This window comes from Paenibacillus radicis (ex Xue et al. 2023), assembly GCF_024722015.1.
Classification (GTDB): Bacteria; Bacillota; Bacilli; order Paenibacillales; family NBRC-103111; genus Paenibacillus_S.
This window is the reverse complement of sequence record NZ_JANQBD010000005.1, coordinates 131,947-157,832: the sequence shown is the minus strand read 5'-3', so window position 1 is coordinate 157,832 and position 25,886 is coordinate 131,947. Positions and strand designations below refer to the sequence as shown.

18 protein-coding genes are annotated in these 25,886 nt (G+C 44.7%); all 18 read right to left on the bottom strand.

Annotated features, from left to right (window positions below; translation table 11 throughout):
* Positions 1–29: 29 nt before the first annotated feature.
* Positions 30–1,283 (bottom strand): ribulose-bisphosphate carboxylase large subunit family protein, encoded by a 1,254-nt coding sequence (locus tag NV381_RS08700; RefSeq protein ID WP_258212881.1) that lies wholly within the window; start codon positions 1,281–1,283, stop codon positions 30–32.
* Between the two features lie 43 nt (positions 1,284–1,326).
* Positions 1,327–1,992: an aspartate/glutamate racemase family protein gene (locus NV381_RS08695; protein WP_258212880.1), complete on the bottom strand. Its 666-nt coding sequence runs from the start codon at positions 1,990–1,992 to the stop codon at positions 1,327–1,329.
* Between the two features lie 201 nt (positions 1,993–2,193).
* Positions 2,194–4,194 carry an alpha/beta hydrolase family protein gene (locus NV381_RS08690; RefSeq protein WP_258212879.1) on the bottom strand — a complete coding sequence of 667 codons (2,001 nt, stop codon included), beginning with the start codon at positions 4,192–4,194 and terminating at the stop codon, positions 2,194–2,196.
* Positions 4,195–4,216: 22 nt separating this feature from the next.
* A complete protein-coding gene (locus tag NV381_RS08685) occupies positions 4,217–5,518 on the bottom strand; it encodes a Gfo/Idh/MocA family oxidoreductase (protein ID WP_258212878.1) in 1,302 nt (433 codons plus the stop codon).
* 234 nt (positions 5,519–5,752) lie between these two features.
* The gene (locus NV381_RS08680) at positions 5,753–9,082 is read right to left on the bottom strand and encodes a hypothetical protein (RefSeq protein ID WP_258212877.1); all 3,330 of its coding nucleotides are present in this window, start codon (positions 9,080–9,082) and stop codon (positions 5,753–5,755) included.
* A gap of 274 nt (positions 9,083–9,356) precedes the next feature.
* Positions 9,357–11,090: a glycoside hydrolase family 127 protein gene (locus NV381_RS08675; RefSeq protein WP_258212876.1), complete on the bottom strand. Its 1,734-nt coding sequence runs from the start codon at positions 11,088–11,090 to the stop codon at positions 9,357–9,359.
* 16 nt (positions 11,091–11,106) lie between these two features.
* Entirely contained in the window at positions 11,107–12,000 is an 894-nt protein-coding gene (locus NV381_RS08670) for an ABC transporter ATP-binding protein (protein WP_258212875.1), read from the bottom strand.
* A 1-nt stretch (position 12,001) separates the two neighbouring features.
* Positions 12,002–14,905 carry an ABC transporter permease gene (locus tag NV381_RS08665; RefSeq protein WP_258212874.1) on the bottom strand — a complete coding sequence of 968 codons (2,904 nt, stop codon included), beginning with the start codon at positions 14,903–14,905 and terminating at the stop codon, positions 12,002–12,004.
* Between the two features lie 12 nt (positions 14,906–14,917).
* Entirely contained in the window at positions 14,918–15,961 is a 1,044-nt protein-coding gene (locus tag NV381_RS08660; RefSeq protein WP_258212873.1) for an efflux RND transporter periplasmic adaptor subunit, read from the bottom strand.
* Positions 15,942–16,643, bottom strand: coding sequence for an ABC transporter ATP-binding protein (locus NV381_RS08655; RefSeq protein ID WP_258212872.1), 702 nt, complete (start codon positions 16,641–16,643; stop codon positions 15,942–15,944). The genes NV381_RS08660 and NV381_RS08655 overlap by 20 nt, the downstream gene beginning before the upstream one ends.
* Before the next feature lie 289 nt (positions 16,644–16,932).
* Complete coding sequence (locus tag NV381_RS08650; RefSeq protein ID WP_258212871.1) at positions 16,933–18,423, bottom strand: S-layer homology domain-containing protein; 1,491 nt, start codon at positions 18,421–18,423, stop codon at positions 16,933–16,935.
* A gap of 45 nt (positions 18,424–18,468) precedes the next feature.
* Entirely contained in the window at positions 18,469–19,815 is a 1,347-nt protein-coding gene (locus NV381_RS08645) for an ABC transporter substrate-binding protein (RefSeq protein WP_258212870.1), read from the bottom strand.
* A 30-nt stretch (positions 19,816–19,845) separates the two neighbouring features.
* Positions 19,846–20,877, bottom strand: a complete 1,032-nt coding sequence (locus NV381_RS08640) for a hypothetical protein (RefSeq protein ID WP_258212869.1) — start codon at positions 20,875–20,877, stop codon at positions 19,846–19,848.
* 115 nt (positions 20,878–20,992) lie between these two features.
* On the bottom strand, positions 20,993–22,309 hold the full coding sequence (locus tag NV381_RS08635; RefSeq protein ID WP_258212868.1) for an ABC transporter substrate-binding protein: 1,317 nt from the start codon (positions 22,307–22,309) through the stop codon (positions 20,993–20,995).
* A 262-nt stretch (positions 22,310–22,571) separates the two neighbouring features.
* On the bottom strand, positions 22,572–23,261 hold the full coding sequence (locus NV381_RS08630; RefSeq protein WP_258212867.1) for a hypothetical protein: 690 nt from the start codon (positions 23,259–23,261) through the stop codon (positions 22,572–22,574).
* A gap of 27 nt (positions 23,262–23,288) precedes the next feature.
* Positions 23,289–24,029, bottom strand: a complete 741-nt coding sequence (locus NV381_RS08625) for a hypothetical protein (protein WP_258212866.1) — start codon at positions 24,027–24,029, stop codon at positions 23,289–23,291.
* Positions 24,030–24,067: 38 nt separating this feature from the next.
* Entirely contained in the window at positions 24,068–24,793 is a 726-nt protein-coding gene (locus NV381_RS08620; protein WP_258212865.1) for a hypothetical protein, read from the bottom strand.
* Between the two features lie 92 nt (positions 24,794–24,885).
* A complete protein-coding gene (locus tag NV381_RS08615) occupies positions 24,886–25,842 on the bottom strand; it encodes a carbohydrate ABC transporter permease (RefSeq protein ID WP_258212864.1) in 957 nt (318 codons plus the stop codon).
* Between the last annotated feature and the right edge of the window lie 44 nt (positions 25,843–25,886).

Below are 25,886 nucleotides of genomic sequence, written 5' to 3'. Positions count from 1 at the left end.
TCTTCCCTGCTTGCAGCTTATATTTATACTTAACTGAACGTATCCAAAGCCTGCTTCAATTCAACGCGCGAAAGAGCGTACTCATCCAATGGAATTCCAGCCATCGCAGCCTCCCAGCCTTGTACAAGACTTCGAAAGCCAGCCCCCGGTCCACCTGGATGTCCGTGAATGCCACCGCCTGCAATATTCATCAAGTCCATGGTTTGCAGCGTTCGATATGTATCCGGAGCAGCCCCAGCCCATTGCTTGGAGGATAACACAGGAACAACGGTATCCGCTTCTTTAAAGATGGGAGTCAAGCATTCCCGTACCCCTGAAATAACTGAAGCGTTGCTCTCGTGAAACTTATTATTTAGACCGTTGACATGCATATGATCCACACCGCTTAAGCGGCACAGCTTCTGATATGCAGTGAATGACATGCCCAGGTACGGATAGCGGGACATCATTCCCCATTGGTTGCGATGCCCATGGATACATACCGGAGCTTGCTTCCTTAAATGAGCCAATCCGGCAAAGCCTATGCTGTTTATGCTAACCATTACGCAATTCCCGCCATGCTTGATGACCGTTTCAAGATGACGCAGCATCGGATCGATATCATCTGTAATGTTGAAGGCGTACATCGTTTTTTTACCTGTACGATCTGCAGCCCTTTCGATTTCCTCCATAGCTGCCTTGATTCGCTCAGCTATAGGAGCATAGGGAGCATTGCCATTAACCTCATCATCCTTGATAAAATCAATACCTGACGTAGCCAGTTCCCTTACTATCAATCTTAATTCATCGGTGCTCAAGCCAATATTCGGTTTAATAATGGTGCCTATTATTGGACGGTTATACACTCCTGTTAGCTCACGTGTGCCGGAAATTCCGAACCTGGGCCCCTCATAACGTTCTTGAAATTGAGGGGGGAGCTCCAAATCCAACAGCCGGAGTCCTGATAGCTCCTCCAGCTCGAATAAATTACCCGCCACCGTTGCCAGCAAATTTGGAATGGATGGACCTATATTTTCATATGGAAAAGCTATTTTAACGATGCCGCGCTTGTATTCGCCTTTATTTCCTGCTGGAACCTTGGCTCCTGGAAGCGCCGGAAAGGGGGATATCTCCCGGGGCTCGATGGATACAATTTTTGCCCGATGCCTCTGCTTCAAGCTTTCCGTCTCATTTGGCAGTGGCATAAATGTTCCTGTAGATTGCTCGCTTACAATGATTTCACTAGCTTTTTCCAACGAGAATGCCGTTTCGAGCCAATAGGTTGCAACTACTTGATCCTTCATCCAGTACTCATCTCCATTACTTAGGCCTAAGTTGTGAACACACTTACTTCCCTAGCTGCTCCAATGCCGCTTTCACAGCAAGCACTCCGAGACGAGGGCTGGAGTACACAGGAAGTCCTGTAGCCTGCTTTAATGCTTCCTCCATCCTGACCATCGATCCTTGCGCCAGTACAAGCACATCAGCCCGGACCGCAATGGACTTGGCCGCTTCCAGAATAAGGCGGTCATGCTCCTCAGGATGACCGGCTACCAGAGCTTGATAAGCCCCAACTGCTAAAGCATCCAAAACCTCTACCTTGCGCTCCTGCTGCTCAGCTTCTTTTTGCAGCAAACGCCGAGTTGGCTCCAAAGTAGTTGGAAGTGTCGCCAGCACACCGATCCTGTCAAACCTCTTGGTTGCGAGCTGCGCCATCGCTTCATCGATTTTAATAATCGGCGTTCTGAACATAGGCATGGCCCAATCCGCAACTTCGCCTACCGAGGAGCAAGTATTAAGAATAACATCCGCTCCTATTTCTTCAGCATGTCGGTAGTATTGAACAAGGCGACGCGTTACGTCGGGTGTGACCTTGCCCGCTCCAATTACATCAGCTATCAGGCTGTCATCAATAATGGTTACCAGTCGGCAGCCCGGAAGCTCCTCACGAAATATCGGTTGAATCCGCTCCGAGAGCCCTTGCCCCGTATAAATAGCTACAATAGTAGTCATCTTTTGTATCCTCCTTAAAGTTTTCTGTAGGAAAACTTGCACGGCGTAAGCATCTGAGCTTAGCTTTAGCGAAACTTACACATTGTCAGCATTAACTATAGAGCTTTCCTTATAAAAGCTAGCTTTGTGGGCGTTTTCTGATTCTTGCTTCAGTAAAACACTGGCATCGTATACAAGATCTCCGCTTCATTTCAACATTTTTTACCCTGCATAATCACTTTTCATCGCAACTGTCTCTTGCATCTTGCCTTCTTCGACAAGCCACTTGTCTGCATCTGTCAGATCAAAATAGCGGAGCATTCCCGGAATGATAAAGCTTAAAGAGTCCGTTTCATCATAAAATGGCTCCTTGATCCACTCGGCGATGCTGCCCATACGATTATCCATACGAATATTTTGTATCCGGTTATCGAGCAGAGCCGCTAATCCCGCGTATACCGCATATTTACCGCTTCCGTACAGCTTGATATCGGATGCATCGATAGTTTTCATATTCGACGCGAGCTCAATGGCACGCAATACATCATACGTTCTTACCGCAGCCATACTGTCACCCAGCCACATCAATTCATCCGAATGCCTATCCATCATCCCGAATCGTTTGAACGGTTTATCCGTAGGAGCATTTAAATGCGGCAAAAGCGGACCAATTCCTGTAGGATTCAGGACCATGGCAATTCGGCCGGCAGCGCATGTTTCCTCAATCCATTTTGCGTGAATGTCAAGCTGACTGGAGCCCCCATCCCACACGGCTATCGTTACCGGCAGCTTTTGACCCCAAAGCTTGGAATCGACAAACTGCAGGCAATGATTTAAAAGTCCCGGCTGGCTCCACCAAATGTTGCGGATAATCCATAAATTATTAATTTCTCCACCGCCGGAAGGGCGAGGATTTAAGTCACATACTTGTCTGCCAGCAACCACTTGTTTACGCAGCCAATCTATGGACTTACGCTTCCGTTCGTTGTCCGGCAAAGCTTGACGCAGCTTCTCAAACTCGGCCAACCGCTCGACATTTTCCATATGCGTATTTTTGGCATGAGGTAATTCTCCTATAACTTGCCCGCTTGCTGTACACTTTAGCTGCTCGGCAGGAATCAGCTTAATATCTGTATCCGAGACCGCAGGTGCTTGGGTGCAGCCGAGCAAATGCTTTGCAAAAAATTCAGCGGCAGCCCGAGCTAGTGGCACTGAGAAGCGATGTACATTTTCATCCTCGAAAATGTCCAAATCCACTCCTCTGCCGTACATCTCCCAAAACCGGCGATTTATAGAAACCGTATGTCTGGGAGCTTCGATAGGAACGGAATCATAGGTGGTTGCGAGAATCCTTACCGGACGCGGAGCCATGGCCATTACAATATCTTCGTGGTCAAAGCCAAGCTCCGAGAAACCCGGCCATTTCTGCTCGGCATCCTGCGCTTTTCCTGTAAGAAGAAAGTAAGGCCGATTCATAATGAATCCGCCTGGTGCTGCGGCTGCAATCCGTTGATCGTACATCATAACAAGCGACGTCTGAGTGCCTCCGCCGGAATGTCCGCAAACTCCGATTTTCTCTGGATCAACCTCAGGACGGGTGCATAAATAATCAATCGCCCGCACCGCATCATGAAGCATATAACGTGCCAAGCTATCCCCCAATGGCATACATTGGCGGCCAACATTTTCATGCTCAGTAACGCTAGTCATAGGGGCTTCTTTCGTTGCCGGATCATAGAACCCAAAACGCTCGCCTTGGCCTACCGGATCTAAAGACATGACTATCAGCCCGCTGTGTACCATATAATGACATACGGTCTGATATTCATCACAATGCTTCGCCTGTTCCCGGTGCCCACACAACAACAGAACAGCCCCTCGTGGATTGCTTATGACTCCATCAGGAATATAAAGATTGGCTGTAGCATAAACCTGCGGTCTCGGCTCAAAAACAATTTTCTCTACGCGAAAGCCGTTGCCTGTTACCTTTCCTGTTATACCCGGATTCATAGGTGTACTCGAAGACGGTATACCACCAATACACGTCTCAATTCCTTCGCGGATTTCCCGCTGCCTTTGCTTGAGGCCCTCGATATTCATAATAGCCGAGCGTGCCTGCTCACCTTTCTCAGCTGCACGCATAGCCGATTCATAAACCCACCTTGGCAGTTGGCTTTTTACGTCAAAGTGGGCAATACCTACATTTTCAAATTTATCGTACACTCTATTAATTTCCTCCTTTGATTCATTGAGCCATATTCGCGTTCGCTGAAACTAACAGGTCATGGATACGAATAGGTTGGTTGCTCTGCACAGACTTCCAGATTGCTTCTCCTGTCAACACAGAGCATGCGCCGGCTTCAGCCCCTGCCAGAATGCTGTATGCTCGTCTAGGGTCCGCCCCGAGGAATAAATCCTCAAGCAGAAGAGGATCTCCTCCCCCATGCCCACCAGGTCGCGGTACTACATGGATCGTTTCTTTACCGCCGAATAAAGGAAAATAATCTATCGTCTGCTCGGTAACTTGCTGAGAAACTCGCTTGGATAATACTTCCTTAGTTTCAATTCGCCCTTTGGTACCGTTAATCGCCAGCCTATAGCCTTCATAAGGTAACGAAAAATTAACCGAGTAACTCATCATCGCACCTTTGTCATATTTCACTACCGCCGAGTAGGTATCCTCAATATCAATCTCCGAATCGAAGATACAGGCATCCGCTCTATATCCGGTGTATGCGCTTGGCCTGACCTCTATTCCCGTCAAATGATCGTCATCAGGCATGGTTTCTTTGCTTCTTGTAGACCATCTCATAAAATAGCTGCAATCCTGCTTGACGCGACAGGTGCCGCAATATCTGCCATCTTCCTTGAGCGGGTTGAGCTCACCCTCAGGGCCAAAATAATTGAGTGCCCCATATGCGAAAGCTTCAACGGGTTTTTGATCAATCCACCAATTAACTAGATCGATATGATGTGTACTTTTATGGACGGACAAGCCTCCGGATTGGCTTCTTTTTCGATTCCATCGCTTGAAATAACTTGCGCCGTGGTAAGTATCGAGATACCAGTTCAAATCAACAGAAGTTACCCTTCCGATCCGGCCTTCAAGAATCAATTCTTTAATCCTCGTATGTACAGGCGCATAGCGGTAATTAAATGCAACATATAACGTACCTTTGCTGTTGTTCTGAGCATCCAGCACTCTTTTGCAATCAGCCCCGGTCGTTACCATCGGCTTTTCCGATATAACGTCAAGGTTGTGCTCCAGTGCTTTTACAATGTAGTCAGCATGAGTATGATCCGCCCCAGCTACAATAACGGCATCCGGCATCGTTTCCCGAATCATCTGTTCGAATTGATCCGGCATATATACAGGCAACCCGTTTAATACGGGAAACTTTTTAAAACAATTGGCAAAACGGCTCGGGTCCGCATCCAGTAGTCCTACAACCTCGCAGTGAGCTTGAAACGTTTCCAGCATTGGCTTGATGAACATGCCATTGACCCGCGTGCTGACTCCACATATAACGTATTTTTTTCTAGCCAAAATGCAGCCCTCCAATCTTATATTAAGTATACAAAGAGGTTGGATGCAGGGAATTAGTTAATACGATCTGATTATAGGTTGATTCTGCCGATTCGTGATGTGATGTCTTATAATACAGAAAAAAGGTACAGCTTCCTCAACTTTTCTTGAGGAACTGTACCTTTTTAGTATCAAGGGACCTTTTCAGTGCCCTCCCAAGTGACAGGGGTACACTCTAGCAACAGTGTGGAGAGACTATTTATTTATAGTGAACGTGCTAACAGCGGTTTTGTTCCCTGCCGTCACTGTAATCGTAAAGCTTGATATATTAACTTTACTCAGATTTGCATCACTACCGCTTTTGGGTTTGAAGACAAGCTTGTAGCTATCATCCATATATAAGGTATCCCTATTCGCCTCTAATGTCCCCGCTTTATAAGTAATATTGGTAATTTGAAACTGTGTTATTAATTGGCCCATGAATGGTGTTAAGTTTTCACTATTTTTAAATGTACCATCACTGACACTCCCTGTTGCCTTGTTAACGAAAGCATTTCCAAGGTCATCATTAACCGAAATGCTTTGAAGAAGCTTACTATCCCAAATGTATTTACCATTAATGTCGCTTGCTGCAATATTCGTGTTCTTCTTGTCTGTCGGCACCTTTAGCTCTCCGCCAAAAGATAAATCAGACGTCCATACAGTAAAGCTTGTTTTTAAAGCCTTCGCCCCCTTTGGGGTACTAAAAGTAATGATACCCGTGGTGGTTCCCGGATTTAATCCTACTAGTTTAGTTGTCGAAGTTTTACTTAGTGCTACAATATTCGGGTCAGCTATCTGCATACTTAGAATCGACACCCCTGACACGGAAGTTTCTACGCCATCTTTGTTGTAAACCTTAATACCCATAGTCTTAGTGAGTGCATCTCTATTTGCAAAGATGTCTGCCGCATCTTCTTGATCTGCCATCTTACTATTTGGAGCAGTTTTCTTGTTCACCTTTAGACCCTGTTTAACTAAATATGCACCTACGGCAAATAAGCTTGTATCCCCATCAATAGCGTATGTCAAATCCTCATCAAGATCTGCCATCGTGTAGGACTTAAATCTATGCGTAATAGAATTCATTTCACTTTCAATTGACCATTTCGAATAATCTGCTTGAGTAGAATCCGGCACTACTTTCAACAGTGTAGTTGTCAACTGATAACTTCCCAGCTTTTTATCAGTTGCAGTTATCTTTATCCCCTTGCTGAAAGCGTCTGAAATTTTAACACGTTTTGAAGGAGTAGCGTCAGTTAAGTTAACTAGCGACGCGGTTTGAGAATGTACTCCTGTAAATGCCCCTAAATCGCCGTCAGTTCTCTTGAGTTCATATCTCACCTGATATTTGGGACTATCTGCGATGACATATTCTTCGTCGTATTGATCTTTTATCATGAATGTGGGTGTCACATTATTCTTTTGAACGAGTGTATATATAAATGCAGGATCGTTAGATAATTTGTCTAGCTTTTGTGGTATCCGTTCTTCCTTAAGCTCATAATCAGCTCTAGTAGTTTTGTTTACATCCGCAATAGTAACCTCAACAGACGCCTTCCCTGTTCCTGTTACCTCCAATATTCCAATGTTGCCTTTGGAAGGCCCGCTTTCCAGGTATTCCCCCAACTCGCCCGAAACCGATGACCCCAGCTTTAGGGCTCCGTGGCTGCGCGCTTTTAGCAATCCCGCTTTAAATAACTCCAGCTTGCGATCATCAGATAAGAGAATTCCATCTGAATCTCTGACTTCCAATTCGATGACTTTATTCTTATCACTCCGCGCTAGTGTATTCGAATATTCTTTAATGGTAACACTCGCAGGTTGTTTAGGTGTAAAAACGGTAATCGGTTTCGTAGCTGACTCTCCAGAGCCTATCGCCATTATTTTAAATATAGAAGCCGTATCTTTCTTTATATCGGGGTAAGCCTTCAATTCCAGATCGATAAAACCATCGTCATCATAATCGACGAACACATAATTTTTATTCTTTTCGAACAACTGCTCTCCATCGTACAGGAATACCATTCCTCTGTTCAATTCATCAATATCATCTATGCGATTGCCATATTGATCGTATGCTGCGAATGCCAGATAGCCTACATCTCCAGGCATAAAGTATTTATTTTCATTTTTAAACTTCAAATCGCCCATCTCAATCTTAGAAACAACTACAGGATCTCCAACTGTAAATGTCTTGTTTACCGTCAAATTATTCGTTCTATCAAAGATGGAAATGTTGACCGGCATGTCTCTTTTTTCTTTACTCAAATCCAATTTGAATGCTTGCTTGCCAGGAACATTTTGCGGGGTAGTTCTAGAGCCGCTCGAAACCTGGAAGTTATGGCTAGTTAGATCTGTTTCTTCTCCGTACTGATTCAACTGTTTAAAGTAAACGGTTACCTTGGATTGTGGAAGCACGTTTGTGCTATTGACAAACTCTATTGTTTTGAACTGCTCATCCTCTGCTGCAAACTCTGCTGTCTTCTTTTCGAAGCTATCGTCATCCAACCCTGATAACTCAATGGTGTAGTTCCCTTTTTTCAACTTTAGTTGAGTTGTAATCGTGGCTGTTTTATTATCCGCCGACCATTCTGTAACTCCATCGATAGCACCGCCATCTCTCTTCAATACTAGTTTAATCTGGTTGGACTTTACCGAATCAATCATTTTATTGATAGTAACGCTAGCTTTTCTAGCGCCAGCAGCTTTGGCCTCTACAATGGAAATTTTACTATTATTCTTAATTTCTGCATTAATTTTCTTAGCTTCGTATGCGGACTCGACTAGCATCCTGCGAGTAGCAAGACTATCTCCATGGTAATATCCATCTTCGGCAATTTTTTTGACCAACTTCAACTGCAATGCAAGCGTAACGAATCTAGATGCTCCCTTTTGTACATTGTCCAAATTCATGTAGCTTTGGTCCGTGATAGGGGTAACCTTTCTTGCATCATTCGCCTTGCCTAGTCCATAAATCATAAATTTGGCAAGATCCTGCCTCGACACTGTATTAGTCGAGTCGATAGCCATACCATCTGTATTGGTAAGTCCCAATGACTCGAACGCCTCTATATATGCCGGAACTGTAAGCGCTTCACCTGATGCTTGTGATAAAGCAGCCTTGGCGACTTGAACGAATTCATCACGCGTGGTTGGGCTATTCGCACCAAACCAGCCATCCTTTTCTGGTCTAAGCGCCCCTGCTTTTATAAAGAAATTAAATTTTTCCTGTAAATCTGGAGGAAGGGCTTTTAGATCATCATAAGCTTCTGATGTCTTAACCACTTTAGCTTCAGGGCTTGGGGTTTCAGACTTCTTATCAGCTGTTCCATCAGAACTGCTTGTTTCAGATTTCTTATCTGTAGAATTATTTGCTTCATCTGTGCTCGTGCTTGGCGCAGCCTCCTGCTTCTTCTCCGCAGCCGCTTCCGTGCTTGGAGCTTCCAACTGCTTGTCCGCATTAACTTCTTCGGCATGAGCAAATGGAACCATTACAGCTGATAGCAGAACGAATGATAGAAACATGGACATACATTTTTTCATTAGAGACACCTTCTTTGGATTAGAGTAATAAAACGCTTACTTTTTACTTTGCTTACTTACTGACCCGCTTCCGCTTTATTTATGGTTGAGCCCTACATCCCCCTCTGCCTCAGAGCTTCCCTCTATATATCTAAAATATTACGAAATGATGAACATAATATAGGGGATTTATTGCAGATTTATAGGCACAAATCCCCTTTCGTGTACCTTAATTACAACTTAGTAAGGAAAAGCTGCCGTCCCATAATGCTTAAACGACAGCCCTCCCTATTATTTACCAATAAAACTCTTTATTCAGCCTGCGATATTGTCCATCCCTCAATGGAGCTTTATCAAAAATTTGTCGGTTATTGTAAAAAGGATGATGAATTCCCTCGGGACTTAAATGAATAACATCGTCTCCACGCCACTTCGTGATAAATTCTTCTCCCATAGCTTTTTCGACCGTTTGACGGTGGCTAAGCGGGAAGGTCACCGTGATTTTCTCACCCTCACGAGCTTCTCCCAATACGAGAAAACGCTGCTTCACCCAAATACTTGGGTCGCTTCCAGCTTGAGTAACTACAGTACCCCCCAGCTCACGACGAACCAACACTTTGGCATACCCAGCCCAGTCAGGAATGCGGATCAACAGTTTTGGAAGGTTCTGATGTATGTCCAGCTCCACTCGTCCCTCATGAGGAAGGTGACTGCTAACATCCAGCCAACGAGAGCCACGATTTAATAAAAAATTAACACTAATTGTACCATGTTCTTCCGTAATCGTGTTGCTCCAGCCCATAAATAGTCCACGCGTACCCGATCCAATGCAGCAGGTTTGCAAATCGCTGGTATGTCCTCTGCCCCCGTTGACATCGCAGCAAAAGTCGTTAGGCGCTGAATACCCCGCAAATGCCCCCCGAGTCCTTTGAGCCACCTTGAAGAAGGATTTCAGGCCGACATCATCCATGTCCTTGTTGTCTGAATCAACAACCCAGTCCAGATTAAGCAATTGAGACTCGGTTAAGTGGTTGCGCAAAAATCTCTCAACGACACTCCAGTATTCGGTGTATCCACTTTGTGCCAATGTGATTCCTGTAGATATAAGATCGACTAAGGAGCACGTCTCATGCTCGAACGCTTGGTCATGGATGTCACCAGGAGTCCAGCCAAAAGAAGTGCACCAAGTCAGTGCCCAGTCATAGCTCTTCTTAACAAAATGAGTGATGGAAGCATCCTTAGTGAACACCGCATAGCGAGCCAGAGCATCAAGCGTCCCTATTCGTGTGTGGAAATGTCCGCTTCGATAAGCAAGAGCATCATTAAAGCTTCCATCCGGGTTAAACACCCCGCTGCGGTGAACAATCATGGATGTGAAATATTGACATAATTCAAAGGCATCCGAATTTCCGGTCAATTCATAATATTTCAATAGCGGCATAATCAAACGTCCGCTGAATGCAGCGGGGTCTGGAGCAAGCCTCAGTTGAACGGCGTTAGCAGAAGGCCAGCCGTTTACCGTATATTCAGAGGCGGGATAGTACCATACATCCCGCTCTTTGATCGCGATCCTTTTTAAAGCAGCAACGTGTTTGTCCGCAACATGTTTGATTTTCCTATCTCCAGTAGACATGTACCAGGAGGTCAAAGCAAGAATAACTGCTCGCTGGTCAATTAAGTTTGCTGTGGGCTCCCAGGGTGCTTTCGGGTTTTTCAAACGATAGCTAAGTCCATCCTCCTTAAAGAAACCTAGGAAATTCTCCCGATATTTCGCCTCGATATCTCTGCCCTTTTCTTCCCCCGTCATATGTCTCGCCAATATCAAAGCATCGATTAAGCGGCCATGGCTGGAACCATAATCCCAATCCCCATGTGTAAGGTATGCAGGCTGCTCCATCAAATTGGCTCCGAAAAATGGAATATATCCATGATCCTCATCAGCCATTCCTATAATAGCATCGAGAACATGCCCTGCTCGTTCCTCTAAAAGTAATGTATCTGGAATTTGCTTTGTGTTAGTCTCATTCATTGTTTATAGTCTCCTTTTACTTAGTGTTCAGCTCGGGAGGAGGTAGCAGCACAATTCTGCCATCCTCCAGCGTAACTTGGATTTTGTTGGAATCCTTCATTCCAATCGTCTCTAAATAGTTGGCAGGTATTTGCAGCCTGCCCGCTTGGTCAATTACGGCATATTCTACATGAGAATCTTCTTCCTGCACTTCAACAAATGTGTTCATTTCAAGCAATTCTTGGTCATAAGATTTCCGCCGCAATATTTCTGACGAGGTCTTCCCATCCCTGATAGCGACCACACGATCTACCTTCTTAGCCAGCAGGGGATCATGCGTTACAATCACGATAGTTATCCCCAGGCTCTTAGTCAGCTGGCGAAACAGATCGAGTATTTGATTGGCCATTTTCGTATCAACAGAACCCGTCGGCTCATCCGCAAGCAGAAGCTTAGGGTGATTGGCCAGTGCTATAGCTATGGCCACACGCTGCTGCTCACCTCCTGACAGCTGGTTTAAACGATTCTTGAGGCGATGACTGAGGCCAACAGCCTCCAGCAGCTCCATCGCTCGTTCCCGCTTGCGCTGGCCTTTCAGTAAGATTGGCAATTCAACATTTTCTAAAGCCGTCAAATAAGGAATTAAATTTCGGCCGTTATTTTGCCAAACGAAGCCGACCGTTTCACGCTTGTATTTCACTAGTTCTTTTTCCGAAAGATTTAGTAAATCTTTGCCATCCACGGATAATTTCCCAGCCGATGGTCGATCCAGCCCGCCCAGCATATTAAGAAGGGTTGACTTCCCGCTGCCGCTGTTGCCTATAATAGCCATCAGTTCGCCTGACTCCACATGCAGGTCCAATCCTTGAAGAGCAACAACCTCTAAGTCTGCGATTTTATAAATCTTTACCAAATTGTCGCAATGGATCATCTTAATCCTCCCCGAGCTTGACAGCCTGATGAATACGGATACGCGATACAATATAGCCGAGAATTACCAAACCTACCGAAATCATCATAGTGACAATCCAGTAAAGCCGCTCTTGATCACGGGCATCGAAAGTCACTTTAAAAGGCGGCACCTGTGTTTTCGGGTCGAAGGACATTTCAAATAAGGGCACAAACAATTGGCTTGTAATACTGCCCGTTCCAATTCCGATAAATATCGCTGCACCGGAGATTAAAACCTGCTCGCCTATCAGCATAAGAAGAAGCTGGAAGAAGGAAATCCCCATTGCACGCAAGATACCGAACTGCAGTGTACGAGCGGAGAGCGATAAAATCCAATAGAGCAGAAATCCAAAAAAACATATAAAGACGGATATAAGGAAACCCAAAGTCATTACACCATTAATCGCCATCTGGAAGGGATCCTTTATCGCCTTGATCTGCTCTTGCTTGGCATCTCTTAAATCCTCTATATCATAGCCGTGTTCAGCGACAGCCTTATATACCAACTGACTGCTTGCATCCGGTTTAAGCTTCAGCCATACCTCATAAGGCTCTAACGCCATATTATTTTGGATATACGGCAGGTGGCCCACAATTAATTTTGGTTTATTAATTTTAGTTGTCGTTCCCTGCTTTGAAGTAACCGTCACTTTGTCGCCCGTACCCGGGTTAGGATTCCAAGACGGCCAGTAATCAATAATACCGAATACAGTAAAGCGGGTACCTTCAATACCTGACCAGCCTACAGTAATGGTATCTCCTGATTTCAAGCTATACTCATCGGCCAACGATCTGGATATTAGAACAGCTGACGGATTAGATGCGATCAAATTTAAGTAATCAAAAAAGTGATGTCCCATTAATCCAGGCCTCATCCATCCGGTCTGCCCGAATTCCTTAGTGTCGATTCCCATCAGCTCAACCTTATCTTCGGTCTTGCCTTTTTTAAAGGTAGCGTCTTTTTTTATAAAAACTTTGGCCGCATGCTCTACCCCGGGCAGCTGAGTAAAGGGGAGAAAAGACGGCTCTGTATATTGGGTTTTATGTTTGGCTTCTGTACTATCGGCTTGCTCCTCCTGAATTTCTAAACCGTCATCGCCAGTCAGTCCCGTTAAAATAGCGGGCGGAGCATCATTCTCCCAACGAATTTGCATCGTAATATCGGCCCCAGCCGAATAACGGATTTTATCACTTGTATTCTTGTTAATTGTACGCGTAGCACTAGCGCTGAATAATCCAGTGGCAATAGTAATAATTAAAAACACCATAATAAATTGGTATTGAATAGTAGAACGACTGACTTGAATTAATGTGAAATACAAGGCAGGGGACCACCACCGTCTGCCCGTTTTATAAACCAATCTCATGAACAAAGGATATAGACGAAGCACAAGCAGCCCCATGCCCAGAATAAAAAGAGCAGGTATCAAAAATAAAAGTGGGTCTACTCGTAAATCTCCAGATTTAAGACCTAACGATAGCAAATCTTTGATCCGTGTTTTATAGTTATACAGCCCGTACATAGCTATCCCGACCAAAATAACATCGATAAAATACTTATGCCAAAATGAGCTTTTGGACTGTCTGGCGGATTGCTGCTTATGCCCGATTATGGTTACCTTGGTCGCAAGAAATACAGGAATGAGTGTCATTACCAGAGAACTCGCAACTGCAATCAGCGCATACAGGAAAGCATCCTGATTCAGAGAAACATCCAGCTTAGCCCTCTGTACAAATTCAAGGAACCCACTGGAGGCTCCCAACACACTAGTCAACCGCATCCCTAAGTATGGCCCCACAAAAAAAGCGATGGCTCCAAGCACTAAACCCTCTGCCACATATCCTAAAATAATTTGCATTCGGCTGGCGCCTCTGCTTCGCAATACTGCGATCTCTGTCTTTTGACGTTCGGTAATGAGATTTGCTACCATATACAAATAAAAGCCGAGCATCAATACTACAGGTACATTCAACGACCAGAGCATGATCTTCAGATTGGCTTCTTTTACATAATAAGCGCCGAGCGTTTGCAAGGCAGGAGCATTATAATTGTGGTTTTCATAGCGTTCGTCCATATGCTCATTAACCATAAAGTGGGTAGAAATGAAAGAGTTTATGGTCATTAAAGTCATCTTGGAATAGTCCAGTGCCAGATACCAGTAGCTCGATTGAACATTTAATTTGGCATCGTTGATGAACTCTTTTTCAAACAACGCAAAATCTACAAGGAAGCTATTTTTATAGCTGCTTGGAATGTTATACCAATAAACATCTGTATAGTCATTGCGGTCGAATACACCTACCGGTTTAATTTGAATGGATTCCTTGTTAATCTCGTCTCGAATGACGAACACCGTATCAATGACCATACCCAGCTCAGTCAGGGCTTCAGGTACTACAAGCGCTTCATATACTCCATTAACAGGCTCCTTAGCCGGCATGCGGCCATCGATTAAACGGATGTGTTCCTCGAAGTCTTCCAAGGCTGTTATATCGGCAGAGCGTTGTCTGTTAGTGTCTACTTTATCAGGCTCTGCAGGACTAAGACCGTATCTTTGAGTCGATCTTTCCCTAACGTAATATTGCACCGGAACTCCAAATCGCTTGCCCGTCTTCTTCAAGAATTCATCGGTTTCGTTAATTTTAGTTTTTTTCTCTTTATCATCAGGATTTAAATTGACAGATAACCAATAAATACCTGGATATTGACTGCTGCTCGTTTGCAACGCTTGAAGCTCCTGCACCAGTAATCTCTGTAAAATAGCGTTTGTGTAAATAGGCATACTGCTCGTAAGTGCAACGGATAGGACCAGACCGAACAGAAGGCTAAGCTCCAGCCATTTATTATTGATCATCTTGCGCAGGATCATGATAAATAATGCCAATGTCTAGGCCTCCTAGTTGTTCATAATTATTTTCTGTCCGTCACTTATTCCCTTGCGTATTTCAACTTCAGTTGCTGCAACAATTCCTTTCTCCACATCGATCTCCTTGCGGCTTTCCCCATCAAGCACTTGCACGTAGTCACGTCCCATATAACTTCTCAAGCCTGCCCTTGGGATCACAACTACATTGTCCCGTTTTTCCGTAACTACAGTAATATCCGCCTGAGATCCAATGGTTGCATCAGAGGGCGCATCCTTAACATCTATGACTAATGACTTGTTGTTTTTATCTTGTATGGTTTTATTGTCGCTCGGAGCAGCGCTAATTGGGGTTTGAACTACCTTTCCGCTATACATCTTATCCTTTATTTTCACAGCGACATCCATATTCACTTCCACCCCAGCCAAATCATTCTGGCTTGAGGCCGTATAGACCAGCTTTATTTGGCTGGGATCGGATAGGGTTACAATTTGTTTATAAGCAGATACCTCTTCTCCAGACTTTAGAGGTTCTACGAACGTCACAATGCCATCAGATTGGGCAACGAGTCTGGAATTGGCTACTTGTGTTTGTAGCGCTTTCAATTGGAGCTGAGCACTTTCCATATCCAATACTTTCAAGCGTACAGCCGGATCTTCCGCACCCTTATCGGCTATTTCTTGCATAAAAGAAATTTTGACCTTTTCTATAGCAATTTCCTGCAGTCGAATTTTCGTTTCCAGCTCACTTGTTTCTGTTGATGCAACTACATCTCCAGCCTTAACCTTATCTCCCAATTTGACATCAATAGATATTAGCTTGCCAGCAGGCGTCTTATAGTACAGGTAGTTCGTTTTATCCGAAACAAATGTAGCCACACCTGTAATTTGCTTGGCTATTGTAGAACGTTTTGCTTCCACAACATTTAGTGTCTCCTTGACGGGCTGAACAAGTGGCGGCTGCAGATCTTCTTCTTCAACTGGCAGCAAGGAACAGCCGGATAAAGTACCCGTGACGATACCAACTGCAGCTAGCAACAACAGCTTGCGCGAAAGCTTATTCGACAATTTGACCATCCTCCAATGCGTATACCTGATCGACTACACTCATAATCGCAGGATCATGTGTTGTTAGCATAATGGTCATACCCTCACGATGAACAAGATCCTTGAACACTTTCATAACTTGCATCCCCATCTTGCTATCAAGCTCAGCCGTCGGCTCGTCCGCTAATATTAATGAAGGCTTGTGGGCAATTGCCCTTGCAATGGCAACCCGCTGCTGCTCGCCCCCTGACATTTCGAAGGGATGATGCTTCATCCTTGACTTCAAGCCCACCAAATCCAAGGCTCTTTCCGCATATTCCTTATGAAGCGTTGGTTGAACGCCAGCAATACGCAAACCAAATTCCACATTCTCGTATGCGGTCATCAGTGGGACTAGTGCAAAGGATTGAAAAATTAGACCCATATGTATACGCCTCAACTCATTGCGCTTCTTATCCGAATAATTGCTAATTTCCTCTCGATTGAAAAAAACTTTGCCTTCAGTAGGCTTATCCAGTGCACCCAGAATATTCAGCAGCGTTGTTTTTCCTGAGCCTGATCTTCCTTTTAAGGCCACAAGCCGGTTCGTTGAGATAGAGAGGTCGGCGCCTTTTAGCGCATGTACGGCAGCAGTGCCTCGTCCGAACACCCTTGTAATCCCTACTGCTTTTACTAAAGGCTCGTTAGGGGACGGCTGATTCAGAATCGTCAAAGGTTTCACACTCCTAAGGGTTTTCCAAAAGGGAAACTTGCTTCGTAAGCTCAAGATGAGCATTGCTTTTGCAAAACTAGTTTTGAAAGCATACTCAGAGTTCTCTATGCATTATATTAATAACTCTACTATGAAAACGCTGTTATCGTTTAGGGCTTTTATTTCAACTTTATAGGTTGTTTGCTTCATTATTAACTTGCTTAACAAAAAAACTGTGTAATTGTTCGATGCTCAGCATAAAAACGTCCATCCTGCTGATCAGGATGGACGTTTTATTGTTTATTCTCGATTAGCTGCCCGGCTTTTGAATAAGCCACATCGCTGTAGAATCCATCAATTTCCAAAACTCATCCGTACCGGAGTTTTTAATATCTCCAATAGTTCTCACACCATATAGTGCAGTACGAGCTGTTATGCTTTCACCTAAAACATTCTTAGTTCCTTTCTCATAAGTGATGATTACCCCTTTAGTTGGGTCACCCAACGCGGAAGCAACTATGACACCATCACTGCTCGGAATACCGAATGCAACATAAGATGGATCTAAAAAGACTTCAACATCTCCTTTAATTCCCGATGCAATCGGATGATCACTTTTTTGTATTGTTATCTTGGTTTGCTTAGGAATGGTAGTGTTTTCCGCTACTGTTGAAAAGTCGGCATCTCCAAATGAAATTGATTTGATGTATAGAACCGGTATATCGATTGTTTTCAGCTTCTTCTTAACATACTTAGAGTTGGTTGAAGCTCCGATAACAATGAGATCGTATCCAGCGGTTATGCTGGCATCGATTTTAGTACTAGAAATACGAGTAACTTCGAAACCCAATGCTTGCAAACGGGCCACTGCCGGTTTTTCATCATCGCTTAACTCAGGAGCGCTAGGTTTCTTTTGATCACTAGTAATAAGCACCTTCTTCCCTTTAGCAGATACTTGCCACTGGGAATCCGTTTTCGCCGGAGTCGTTGGTGCTGGTGTTGTCGTTCCTGGTGTCGTGCTTCCTGGCGTAGTTCCCGTCGCAGGAGTCGTCGTTCCTGGTGTCGACGGTGTTGTCGTCCCTGGCGTAGCCGGAGTCGTTGTTCCCGGAGTCGTAGGAGTTGCCGGATCTGTCTTGCCCGCCGAACCGAAAATTTTCTTCGCCTCATAGCTTGCATTAGCGAGCATTTTCCGCGTAGCCGACGCCGCACCGTCAAAGGTACCATCATCCTGCTTCATCAAAATTTTCTTCTCTAGTGAAAGCGACACATAACCCTTCGCCCAATCATCTACCGTAGCATCTGTCGCTGGAGCAGCTTTTTTCGCAGCATCATCCAACCCAAGTCCCCGAACAAGGAAGGCAGCAAGCTCTTGACGTGAAACCACTCCGGACGGGTTATACGTTTTTCCTTCGGAATCATATCCGTTGGTAAGTCCCGCTTTTTTAAGAGCTTCAACATAAACAAATGACCAATGATCAGGGTTAACATCTGTAAACGATGCTTTGGCCAGCGTATTATCCAGGGGCAAGGCAAAAATAATCGCAGCCACCTTCGCAAACTGGGCACGATCCATTTTGGCATCCAAACCAAATGTATCCTCCGACAATCCGCTAAACACACCACCACGAATCAATTCATCGAATTTGGCTTTCTCATCTTGCGGGAGATCCTTCAAATCTTTAAAATCAGCTGCACTTTTTACCGCTGGAGTTTCCGGTGTCGTTGTCGCTGCAAAAGCAAATGGAAGAACAGTCAAGGTTAACAGCAGAAAGCATAATAGGGACGATAGTATTTTTTTCATTCTATGCACCTTCCTTAATTTAATATTTTATAAGTGCTGGTATGTTTACTTTTTTGCAGCCTTATCGAGCTGAACTATCGAAGCTTTCTTTGTTTCTATTCCTTTGGTCGATTGCTCCTCAATCATACGCAGCGCTGTTGCAGAATCCTTAGATTCTTTGAATATAAGCGGTGCGAATACATTTTGCATAGGCACGTCATACCAGAGCAAGCCGTCGGCTCTCGCTGCAGGAGGCATAGCTGTTTTGCCATGGAAGATGGCTTTCGTATTTTTGCCTCTCATATGCGGAAGGTTCTGTCCGAATGCCTGCACGACCGCACCCGACTCCATCGGCACAATTACACCTTCTTTAGCCAGCTCAACCTGATGCTCCTCTGAAAGCAGCGCCGCCATTACCTGAAAAGCCATATCCTTCTTCTTGGATTGCTTCGTAATATACATCGAATATACATTAGGTTGATACCTTGTATCAGGCACATCACTGAAAGAAGGAACCGGCACAATGTCGAAGTTCAGGCTTTTATTCTGCTCCTGGAAAGATACAAGATGGTCAACCGTTGCCACAGCCATCGCGATATTGCCTTTCGAAGCGAAGGTTTCAACCGTATCGAATTGGTTGGCAGGAATATCATAAAAACGCCTTAAGTTGTCTACGGCTTTCCTCCATTCCGGGTTGTTCATGCTTGCTTTATCTTCTGTCTGGCTAAGCGGTGAGAGCGACAGTTGGTTATAGTTCATATAGTGACCAGGGTTTTGAGAGTATCCCTTGTACGTAATTTCACCTTCCACGCGAGTCAGCTTCTTAGCCTTCTCATAGGCCTCATCGTACGTCATGCCATCCTTCGGATACTCGACACCAAATTTATCAAAAATATCCTTATTATAAAAGAGCACGAAATCGTTATTATTAAAAGGAAGTCCATATATCTTCCCTTCCTTAGTCAGATTTCCCATCTGCGCCATCAAAGCCGGATTCAGCTTGCTTGTGTCAAAGTTGTACTTCTTGATCAAATCCCGAATGTCATACTGCAGATCATTATCGATGATCCACCTCTGTACATTCATACGAGTATTGTCGATGATAATATCGGGAATCGTACCTGCTGCGATTAAATCCTGATATTGTCTGCCCGGATTATCCCAGTGAACATGCTTGATGGTTGTATTCGGAAACTTTTTACGGATGAATTGACCGATCTGCTTATCAAAATATTCCTCTTTCGCGTAAAAAGGCGGGTTGACCGTATATATGAATATTTCATTTTCAGGCGATGGATCAACCGATTTCTTTTCGACCGAAGCAACAGGATTTGACACAAGCCCTTGCTCGCAGCCCGCCAGCAAAATGAGCGAAAAAGCAGCTAAAGCGTATCTTTTTAATTGTAAGCTCATTTCAAACCTCCACTTATTATCGTGTTGAAATTAGCCGTTTTGTAAAGTCCATAGAACCAGGTTATCTAACAGCTTCCAACCATCAGCCGTTGTATTTTCTTCCATTTGATTATTCAAATAGAAAAACGATATACGCGCCTTTACTGCATATCCATCATCCGCTTTCGTGCCTTTGTCGTAATAGTAGATGGTCGCTTTGCTTTTATCCCCTGGACCTGTTGCAATGATTTTGGCTTCCTTGCCAGGCAGCCCATAACCGATACCCATTTTAGGACCGGTTTCTTTGTAAATGTCGACAGTACCGGATAAACCGCCAGCCACCTTATGATTGCTGTCTACAATATCAATCGATTTGACATTAAAAATATTGGCGTTTTCTTCAATAGACGACAATCCGAGATAGTACATTCCGTGATTTTTCACATACACAGTCGGTATGGCTACATCCTTCATGACCCCATCCTTAACCATCTTGGAGTTCAACGTTTGGCTAATATAAATAAGATCATAACCATTCGTTTTATCAGCGGTGAAGTTCTTATCAGGCATAATGGTGACTGCGAAACCAAGCGCCTTCAAACGATTTGAGACAACTATATCCTCTCCAGCCTTCTCCCTGCCGACAAGAAGAACCTTTTTCCCTTTGGCGGAAATTTCCTCCTGCTTCGGTGCAGATGCAGGAGCTGGTGCCGGCGTCGGGGCTGCCGGTTCAGCGGCCTTCGGTGTTTCCGCCGGAGCTTTCACCTCCGCTGCTTTAGGCGCTTCGGCCGGAGCTTTTGACGCCTCCGCTGGCGCTTTCGTCTCCTCGGCCTTCGGTGCTTCGGCCGGCTTCGTCTCCCCAGCCTTCGGCGCTTCCGCCGGAGCCTTCGGATCCTCGGCCTTCGGTGCTTCCGCTGGTGCTTTCGGCTCCGCAGCCTTAGGTGCTTCAGCTTGCTTCGGAGGCGTTGTCACTTCAGGAGCCTTGGAAGCTGCATTCGGAGCAGGCTTATCTGTTGCTGCTGAGCAGCCAATGATGGATATTGCCATAAAAGCCGCGAAGAGCAGCATGAGCAAACGTTTCATCGAACTAATTCCCCCTGTCATCTAGCCATTTCATTCTAAAATCTGATAAAACAAACCTCCAGCACCACTTGTATGGCGCTTCTGGAGGTTTGTTTATTCAGTCTTACATAAAATCTTATTTCGATTTAGCGGCTTTTTCCGTTAAGATACCTTTGTTCGTTTGTTCCTCAATCATTCTTAGCGCCGTTGCCGAATCTTTGGATTCTCCGAAAATTAATGGAGCAAATACATTATGCAAAGGTACATCAACATGGGTCAGGCCATTAGCACGAGCTGCCGGTGGCATTGCATTTTTGCTGTAGAAAATCGATTCCGTATGCTTACCCTGCATTTGCGGCAAGTTTTTACCGAACGCCTCTTGCACCTTCTGGCTTTCTAAAGGTCCGATGATGCCTTCCTTGGAGAAGTTTATTTGCATCTCTTCCGATAGAAGATAAGCTATGACCTGAAACGCCTTATCCTTCTTGGTCGATTGCTGTGCAATGTACGCCGCGTACATGTTAGGCTGGGCTTTCGTCTTGGGAACATCGGCGAAGGATGGCATTGCGGCGATATCGAAATTCAAGTTTTTATTTTGCTCATACCATTGAATAATTTTTTCGGATACATGCACACTCATCGCCATTTTCCCCTTAGGGAAGTCATCAACGGAAGTAAACTGATTGGCCGGAATTTCATAGAAGCGTCTCAGGTTATCCACTTCTTTTTTCCAACCGTCCGTGCTTAATTGTGCTTTATCCTCCGTCAGGCTGAGTGGCGGCAATGAAAGCTGATTATACGTCATGTACAAACCCGGATGCTGCTGATAGCCTTTATATGTGTTCTCGCCTTCCACACGAGTCAACTTCTTGGCCAATTCATAGATCTCATCATAGGTCATGCCATCCTTCGGATAATCGACGCCAAATTTATCAAAGATGTCTTTGTTATAAAAAAGCACGAAGTCGCTTAATTGGAAAGGCAAGCCATAGATCTTACCTTCAGGCGTCATATTTTTCATCTGTGCCATCGCAGCAGGATTCAATTTACTCGTATCGAAATTAAACTTTTTAATTAGCTCAGTCATATCATATTGAAGATCATTTTTCAAAATATATCTTTCATAGTTCATCCGGGCATTATCGATAATAATGTCGGGAATCGTACCGGCTGCAATTAAATCCTTATATTCTCTTCCTTTATCCCAATGGACATGCTTAATAGTGAGATCCGGAAACTTCTTCTTTAAATACTGGCCGACTTGCTTATCCCAATTTTCTTCTTTAGCGTAAAAAGCAGGGTAAGAGGTGTAAATAAATATTTCATTATCCGGAGCTTTAGTCGTTTTACCGGGATCTGGATTTTTGTCCGTTGCAACAGGGTCGGCCGTACAGCCTACCATAACGGAGCATGCCAATGCGACCACCATTGATGTTTTGACCATTTTTTTCATATTCGGTTTGAAACCTCCCTTAATAGTTAACCAACCTATACGCAATACAAGCTTCTGCATCTCCCAAAAGCACTTTGTATGTAAGCGCTTGTAATTGATAACAAAAGTGAAATTTGATTGTCCAAGGTTAGTTATTCAAACTTACAAGATCATAGTTCTACTTTAATACGAACCTCGGTTATATTCATTGGGGGACTATTCCACTTTTATAGGTTGTTAATTGCATCTTTCCTTTATTGAAAACAGATTCCCTTAAAGGTTGCTATTTAGCTCCAGTCACCCATTGAACAGCAGAGCTGAACAGCTTCCAGCCATTGTCTGTCTGGTTAATCTCTTCGCCTCCAACTATATAAAAGTACACCTGACGGGCGGGAAGCGGCTCGTTATTCATAGTTTTGGCTCCCTTTTCGAAAGCACAAATCACCGCTCTTTGTTCATTATCCGGGGAAGAAGCAACAATGACCCCTTCGCTGCCAGGAACGATGAAGCCAATCTTGCCCTCCTGTTGGTAGACCTCCACGCTTCCCTGCAAACCGGATGCGATAGGGTGGTTGGCGGCTTTTATCGCTATCGTTTTTCCTGCAAAATCTCCATTATCCGTATCTGTTTCTTTGCCCGATAAGTTCAGGTCTCCCATGTTTTGCGATTCCGCATAAATAACAGGCACCGGGGATGCTTTTAATTTATTGCCCACTTTATTCGAGTTCACAGTCGAGCTTACGAATACGAAGGCGTGACCCACAGCTTTCTCAGCTGTCAGATCTTTGTCCGACGATACATCAACCTGGAATCCCAGTGCTTTTATATGCTTGATAACAATACCATCTCCACCGTTTTCCCTGCCGACAAAAAGTGCTTTTCTGCTCTCATTCGGTACATTATTTGTTGATGAACATGCGGTTAAGGAAATCAGCAGCAGAACTGCAAGCAGAAAACTTGCCATACGAACCATGTCGCTCACCTCTCCTTATTTCGAGGGTTAATTTTTCCCGGTGGTCCACTGAACAGCTGCATCAAACAGCTTCCAGCCATCATCGCTCTGATTGATTTCTTCCCCGTTGAACATATAGAAATACAGCTCACGTGCCGCAACCGGATCGCCTTTCACATTTTTAACGCCCTTCTCATAGGCAAAAATAGTCGCCTTCTGATCCTCTTTAGGTACCGTAGCTATGACGATAGCTTCTTTGCCTGGGATGGCAAAGCCCATCTTCCCGTTCTCCTTGTATACATCAACAGCGCCTGATAGCCCTGCTGCCAGCGGGTGTTTGCTGTCCTTGATCTGAATGGTCTTCACCGTATTAGCTCCAACAAAAGCCCCAAAGGAATCAACATCGGTCATTCCTGTATCACTGGTGGATTGAGGCTCCGCATAAATGACAGGTATTGGCGTTTTTACAAATTTATCGCCTATTTTACCGGAATTCACGGACTCGCTTACAAAAATTAACACATGACCGTTGGCACTCTCCGTTTTCAGCTCCTTATCGGCGATAACGGTAACCTCCATGCCATGCTTCTCCTTTAAACGCTTAATAACAAGCGCGTCTCCGCCACTGTCTTTTCCAACGAAAAGAACCTTTTTTCCATTGCTTTGGGTTTTGGAAGTATTCGAAGCCGGTTGATTCGCAAGCTTTTCTACATTCGCAGGCACTGTACTGCAAGCCATAAGGGTGAAAATCATCATTGCGGTCACTATCAAACTCAGCAATCGTTTCATTGATATAATCCCTCCTAAAATTAAATTAGTTTAACTCCTTACTTTTTGCCACTAAGCGAAGCCCATTCAATTGCAGCATCGAACAGCTTCCATCCATTATCGGTAAGCTTAATTTCTTCGCCGCTTGGCATGGAGAAAAATACTTGGCGTGCTGGCACGGCAGTGTTGGACATATTTTTGGCGCCTTTCTCATAGGCAAAAATAGCCGCCTTCTTATTGTCCCCACTTGCAGGAATTTGAGCGATGATCGAAGCATCCTTAGCCGGATGAAGCCCGTAACCTACTCGGCCATCTTCTTTATAGAGAGCAACCGTATCTTTTAACCCGGAGGCAATCGGATGCTTGCTATCTATAATCCGAACGGTTTTCACCCCATCATCCTGCCCGAATTTCTGAACACCCACCAACTCGGCATCACTTGCTGCTTGCGCTTTGGCATACACAACGGGTATCGTAGAGTTCTTCAATTTAGGATCTATTTTGGAGGAGTTGACGGACTCGCTCACATAAATCACCCCATAGCCTTTAGCTTTCTCAACGGTAAAGTCGCTGTCTACAATATCCATAACCTGGTAGCCGAGCTTCTTCAAATGGTTGATGATAAACGGATCTCCGCTGCCCTCTTTCTTTCTGATTAACATAACCTTCTTAGCGTTGGCCTCCGAATATCCATCCGAAGCAACGCTTCCACTTGTAGATGACGAACATCCCATGATGGATATTATCATCACCATTGCCGCCATAAGACCCAGTAATCGTCTCATTGTAAGGAGCCTCCATTCTTTTTGCTTCATTTCAAGGAATCTGACCGATGAAAGCAAATTCGTCATTCATCGGACAAACTCCACACACTCTCCTACTCCACCAAGCCCGTTCTTTCTACACCTTCAATGAACCAGCGCTGCGTGAACGTATACAACAGCATAGGCGGGATAATCATTAAAAATGTTGTCGCCATGCGAATCGCTTCGTCCGTGACAGACGGTCCGAACTGCTCAGCCTGCTGTCTCAGCGCCGTAGCGATTCGCGAGATCCCCATGGACAATGGAGCGGTTTCGATATCAGCCAAATACATGCTTGGCAAATAGAAATCATTCCAGGTCCAGACGAAGGAGAACAAGAACACCACGAGAATAGCTGGTTTAGCAAGCGGCATCATGACTTTATAAAAGATTTTGAACACATTGGCCCCATCAATTCGGGCTGCCTCCTCAAGCTCCTTGGGCTGTGTGGAGAAAAATTGCCGATAAATAATAACGAATAGAGCTCCCTTCAAGCCGAGACCAAAAAATGCCGGAACAATGATCGGGTAAATCGTATTTAACAGCCCTAGCTCCCGTGCGTAAATAATGTTCGGCAGAATCGTAACCTGCATCGGGACAATGAATGTCAGCAGCAGGAAAAAGAACAGCAGTCCTTTGAAAGGAATTTTCAGCCTGGCAAAAGCATAGCCGGTTACAGCGCAGGAAAGAGTCTGCAATGTAGCGACAGATAAGGCCATTATGAAGGTAAGGCTTAGCGCCTTCGGATATTTCAGCCATTCCCACGCCTCCTGAAGGTTGCCGAAGTAGACGACCCTCGGAAACCAGTTAACGGATGGATCGAGCAAATCGCTGGAATTTTTGACCATAGTAGTCACCATATGCAGCACTGGCTTCAAATAAATATAGGCGGTATCGAGCAAAATCAAGTAAATAAACAATTTGAACAGCAATCCTTTATCCGCTTCGCGACCTAAGATGAGGAATTTCGCCTTCTTGAGCCAGAGCAGGATCGAAAGCTCCTGCTTGTCTTTCAATTTCAAACCAATCATAGCTTCACCCCTACAAAAAGTTATGTCTTATTTCCAACCTGTCA

Excerpts from the sequence above, each read along its gene's own strand:
- NV381_RS08670 (WP_258212875.1), bottom strand. The coding sequence starts at position 12,000 with ATGATCCATTGCGACAATTTGGTAAAGATTTATAAAATCGCAGACTTA.
- NV381_RS08695 (WP_258212880.1), bottom strand. The coding sequence starts at position 1,992 with ATGACTACTATTGTAGCTATTTATACGGGGCAAGGGCTCTCGGAGCGG.
- NV381_RS08635 (WP_258212868.1), bottom strand. The coding sequence starts at position 22,309 with ATGAAAAAAATGGTCAAAACATCAATGGTGGTCGCATTGGCATGCTCC.
- NV381_RS08630 (WP_258212867.1), bottom strand. The coding sequence starts at position 23,261 with ATGGTTCGTATGGCAAGTTTTCTGCTTGCAGTTCTGCTGCTGATTTCC.
- NV381_RS08680 (WP_258212877.1), bottom strand. The coding sequence starts at position 9,082 with ATGAAAAAATGTATGTCCATGTTTCTATCATTCGTTCTGCTATCAGCT.
- NV381_RS08650 (WP_258212871.1), bottom strand. The coding sequence starts at position 18,423 with ATGAAAAAAATACTATCGTCCCTATTATGCTTTCTGCTGTTAACCTTG.
- NV381_RS08675 (WP_258212876.1), bottom strand. The coding sequence starts at position 11,090 with ATGAATGAGACTAACACAAAGCAAATTCCAGATACATTACTTTTAGAG.
- NV381_RS08620 (WP_258212865.1), bottom strand. The coding sequence starts at position 24,793 with ATGAGACGATTACTGGGTCTTATGGCGGCAATGGTGATGATAATATCC.
- NV381_RS08660 (WP_258212873.1), bottom strand. The coding sequence starts at position 15,961 with ATGGTCAAATTGTCGAATAAGCTTTCGCGCAAGCTGTTGTTGCTAGCT.
- NV381_RS08645 (WP_258212870.1), bottom strand. The coding sequence starts at position 19,815 with ATGAGCTTACAATTAAAAAGATACGCTTTAGCTGCTTTTTCGCTCATT.
- NV381_RS08625 (WP_258212866.1), bottom strand. The coding sequence starts at position 24,029 with ATGAAACGATTGCTGAGTTTGATAGTGACCGCAATGATGATTTTCACC.
- NV381_RS08640 (WP_258212869.1), bottom strand. The coding sequence starts at position 20,877 with ATGAAACGTTTGCTCATGCTGCTCTTCGCGGCTTTTATGGCAATATCC.
- NV381_RS08700 (WP_258212881.1), bottom strand. The coding sequence starts at position 1,283 with ATGAAGGATCAAGTAGTTGCAACCTATTGGCTCGAAACGGCATTCTCG.
- NV381_RS08615 (WP_258212864.1), bottom strand. The coding sequence starts at position 25,842 with ATGATTGGTTTGAAATTGAAAGACAAGCAGGAGCTTTCGATCCTGCTC.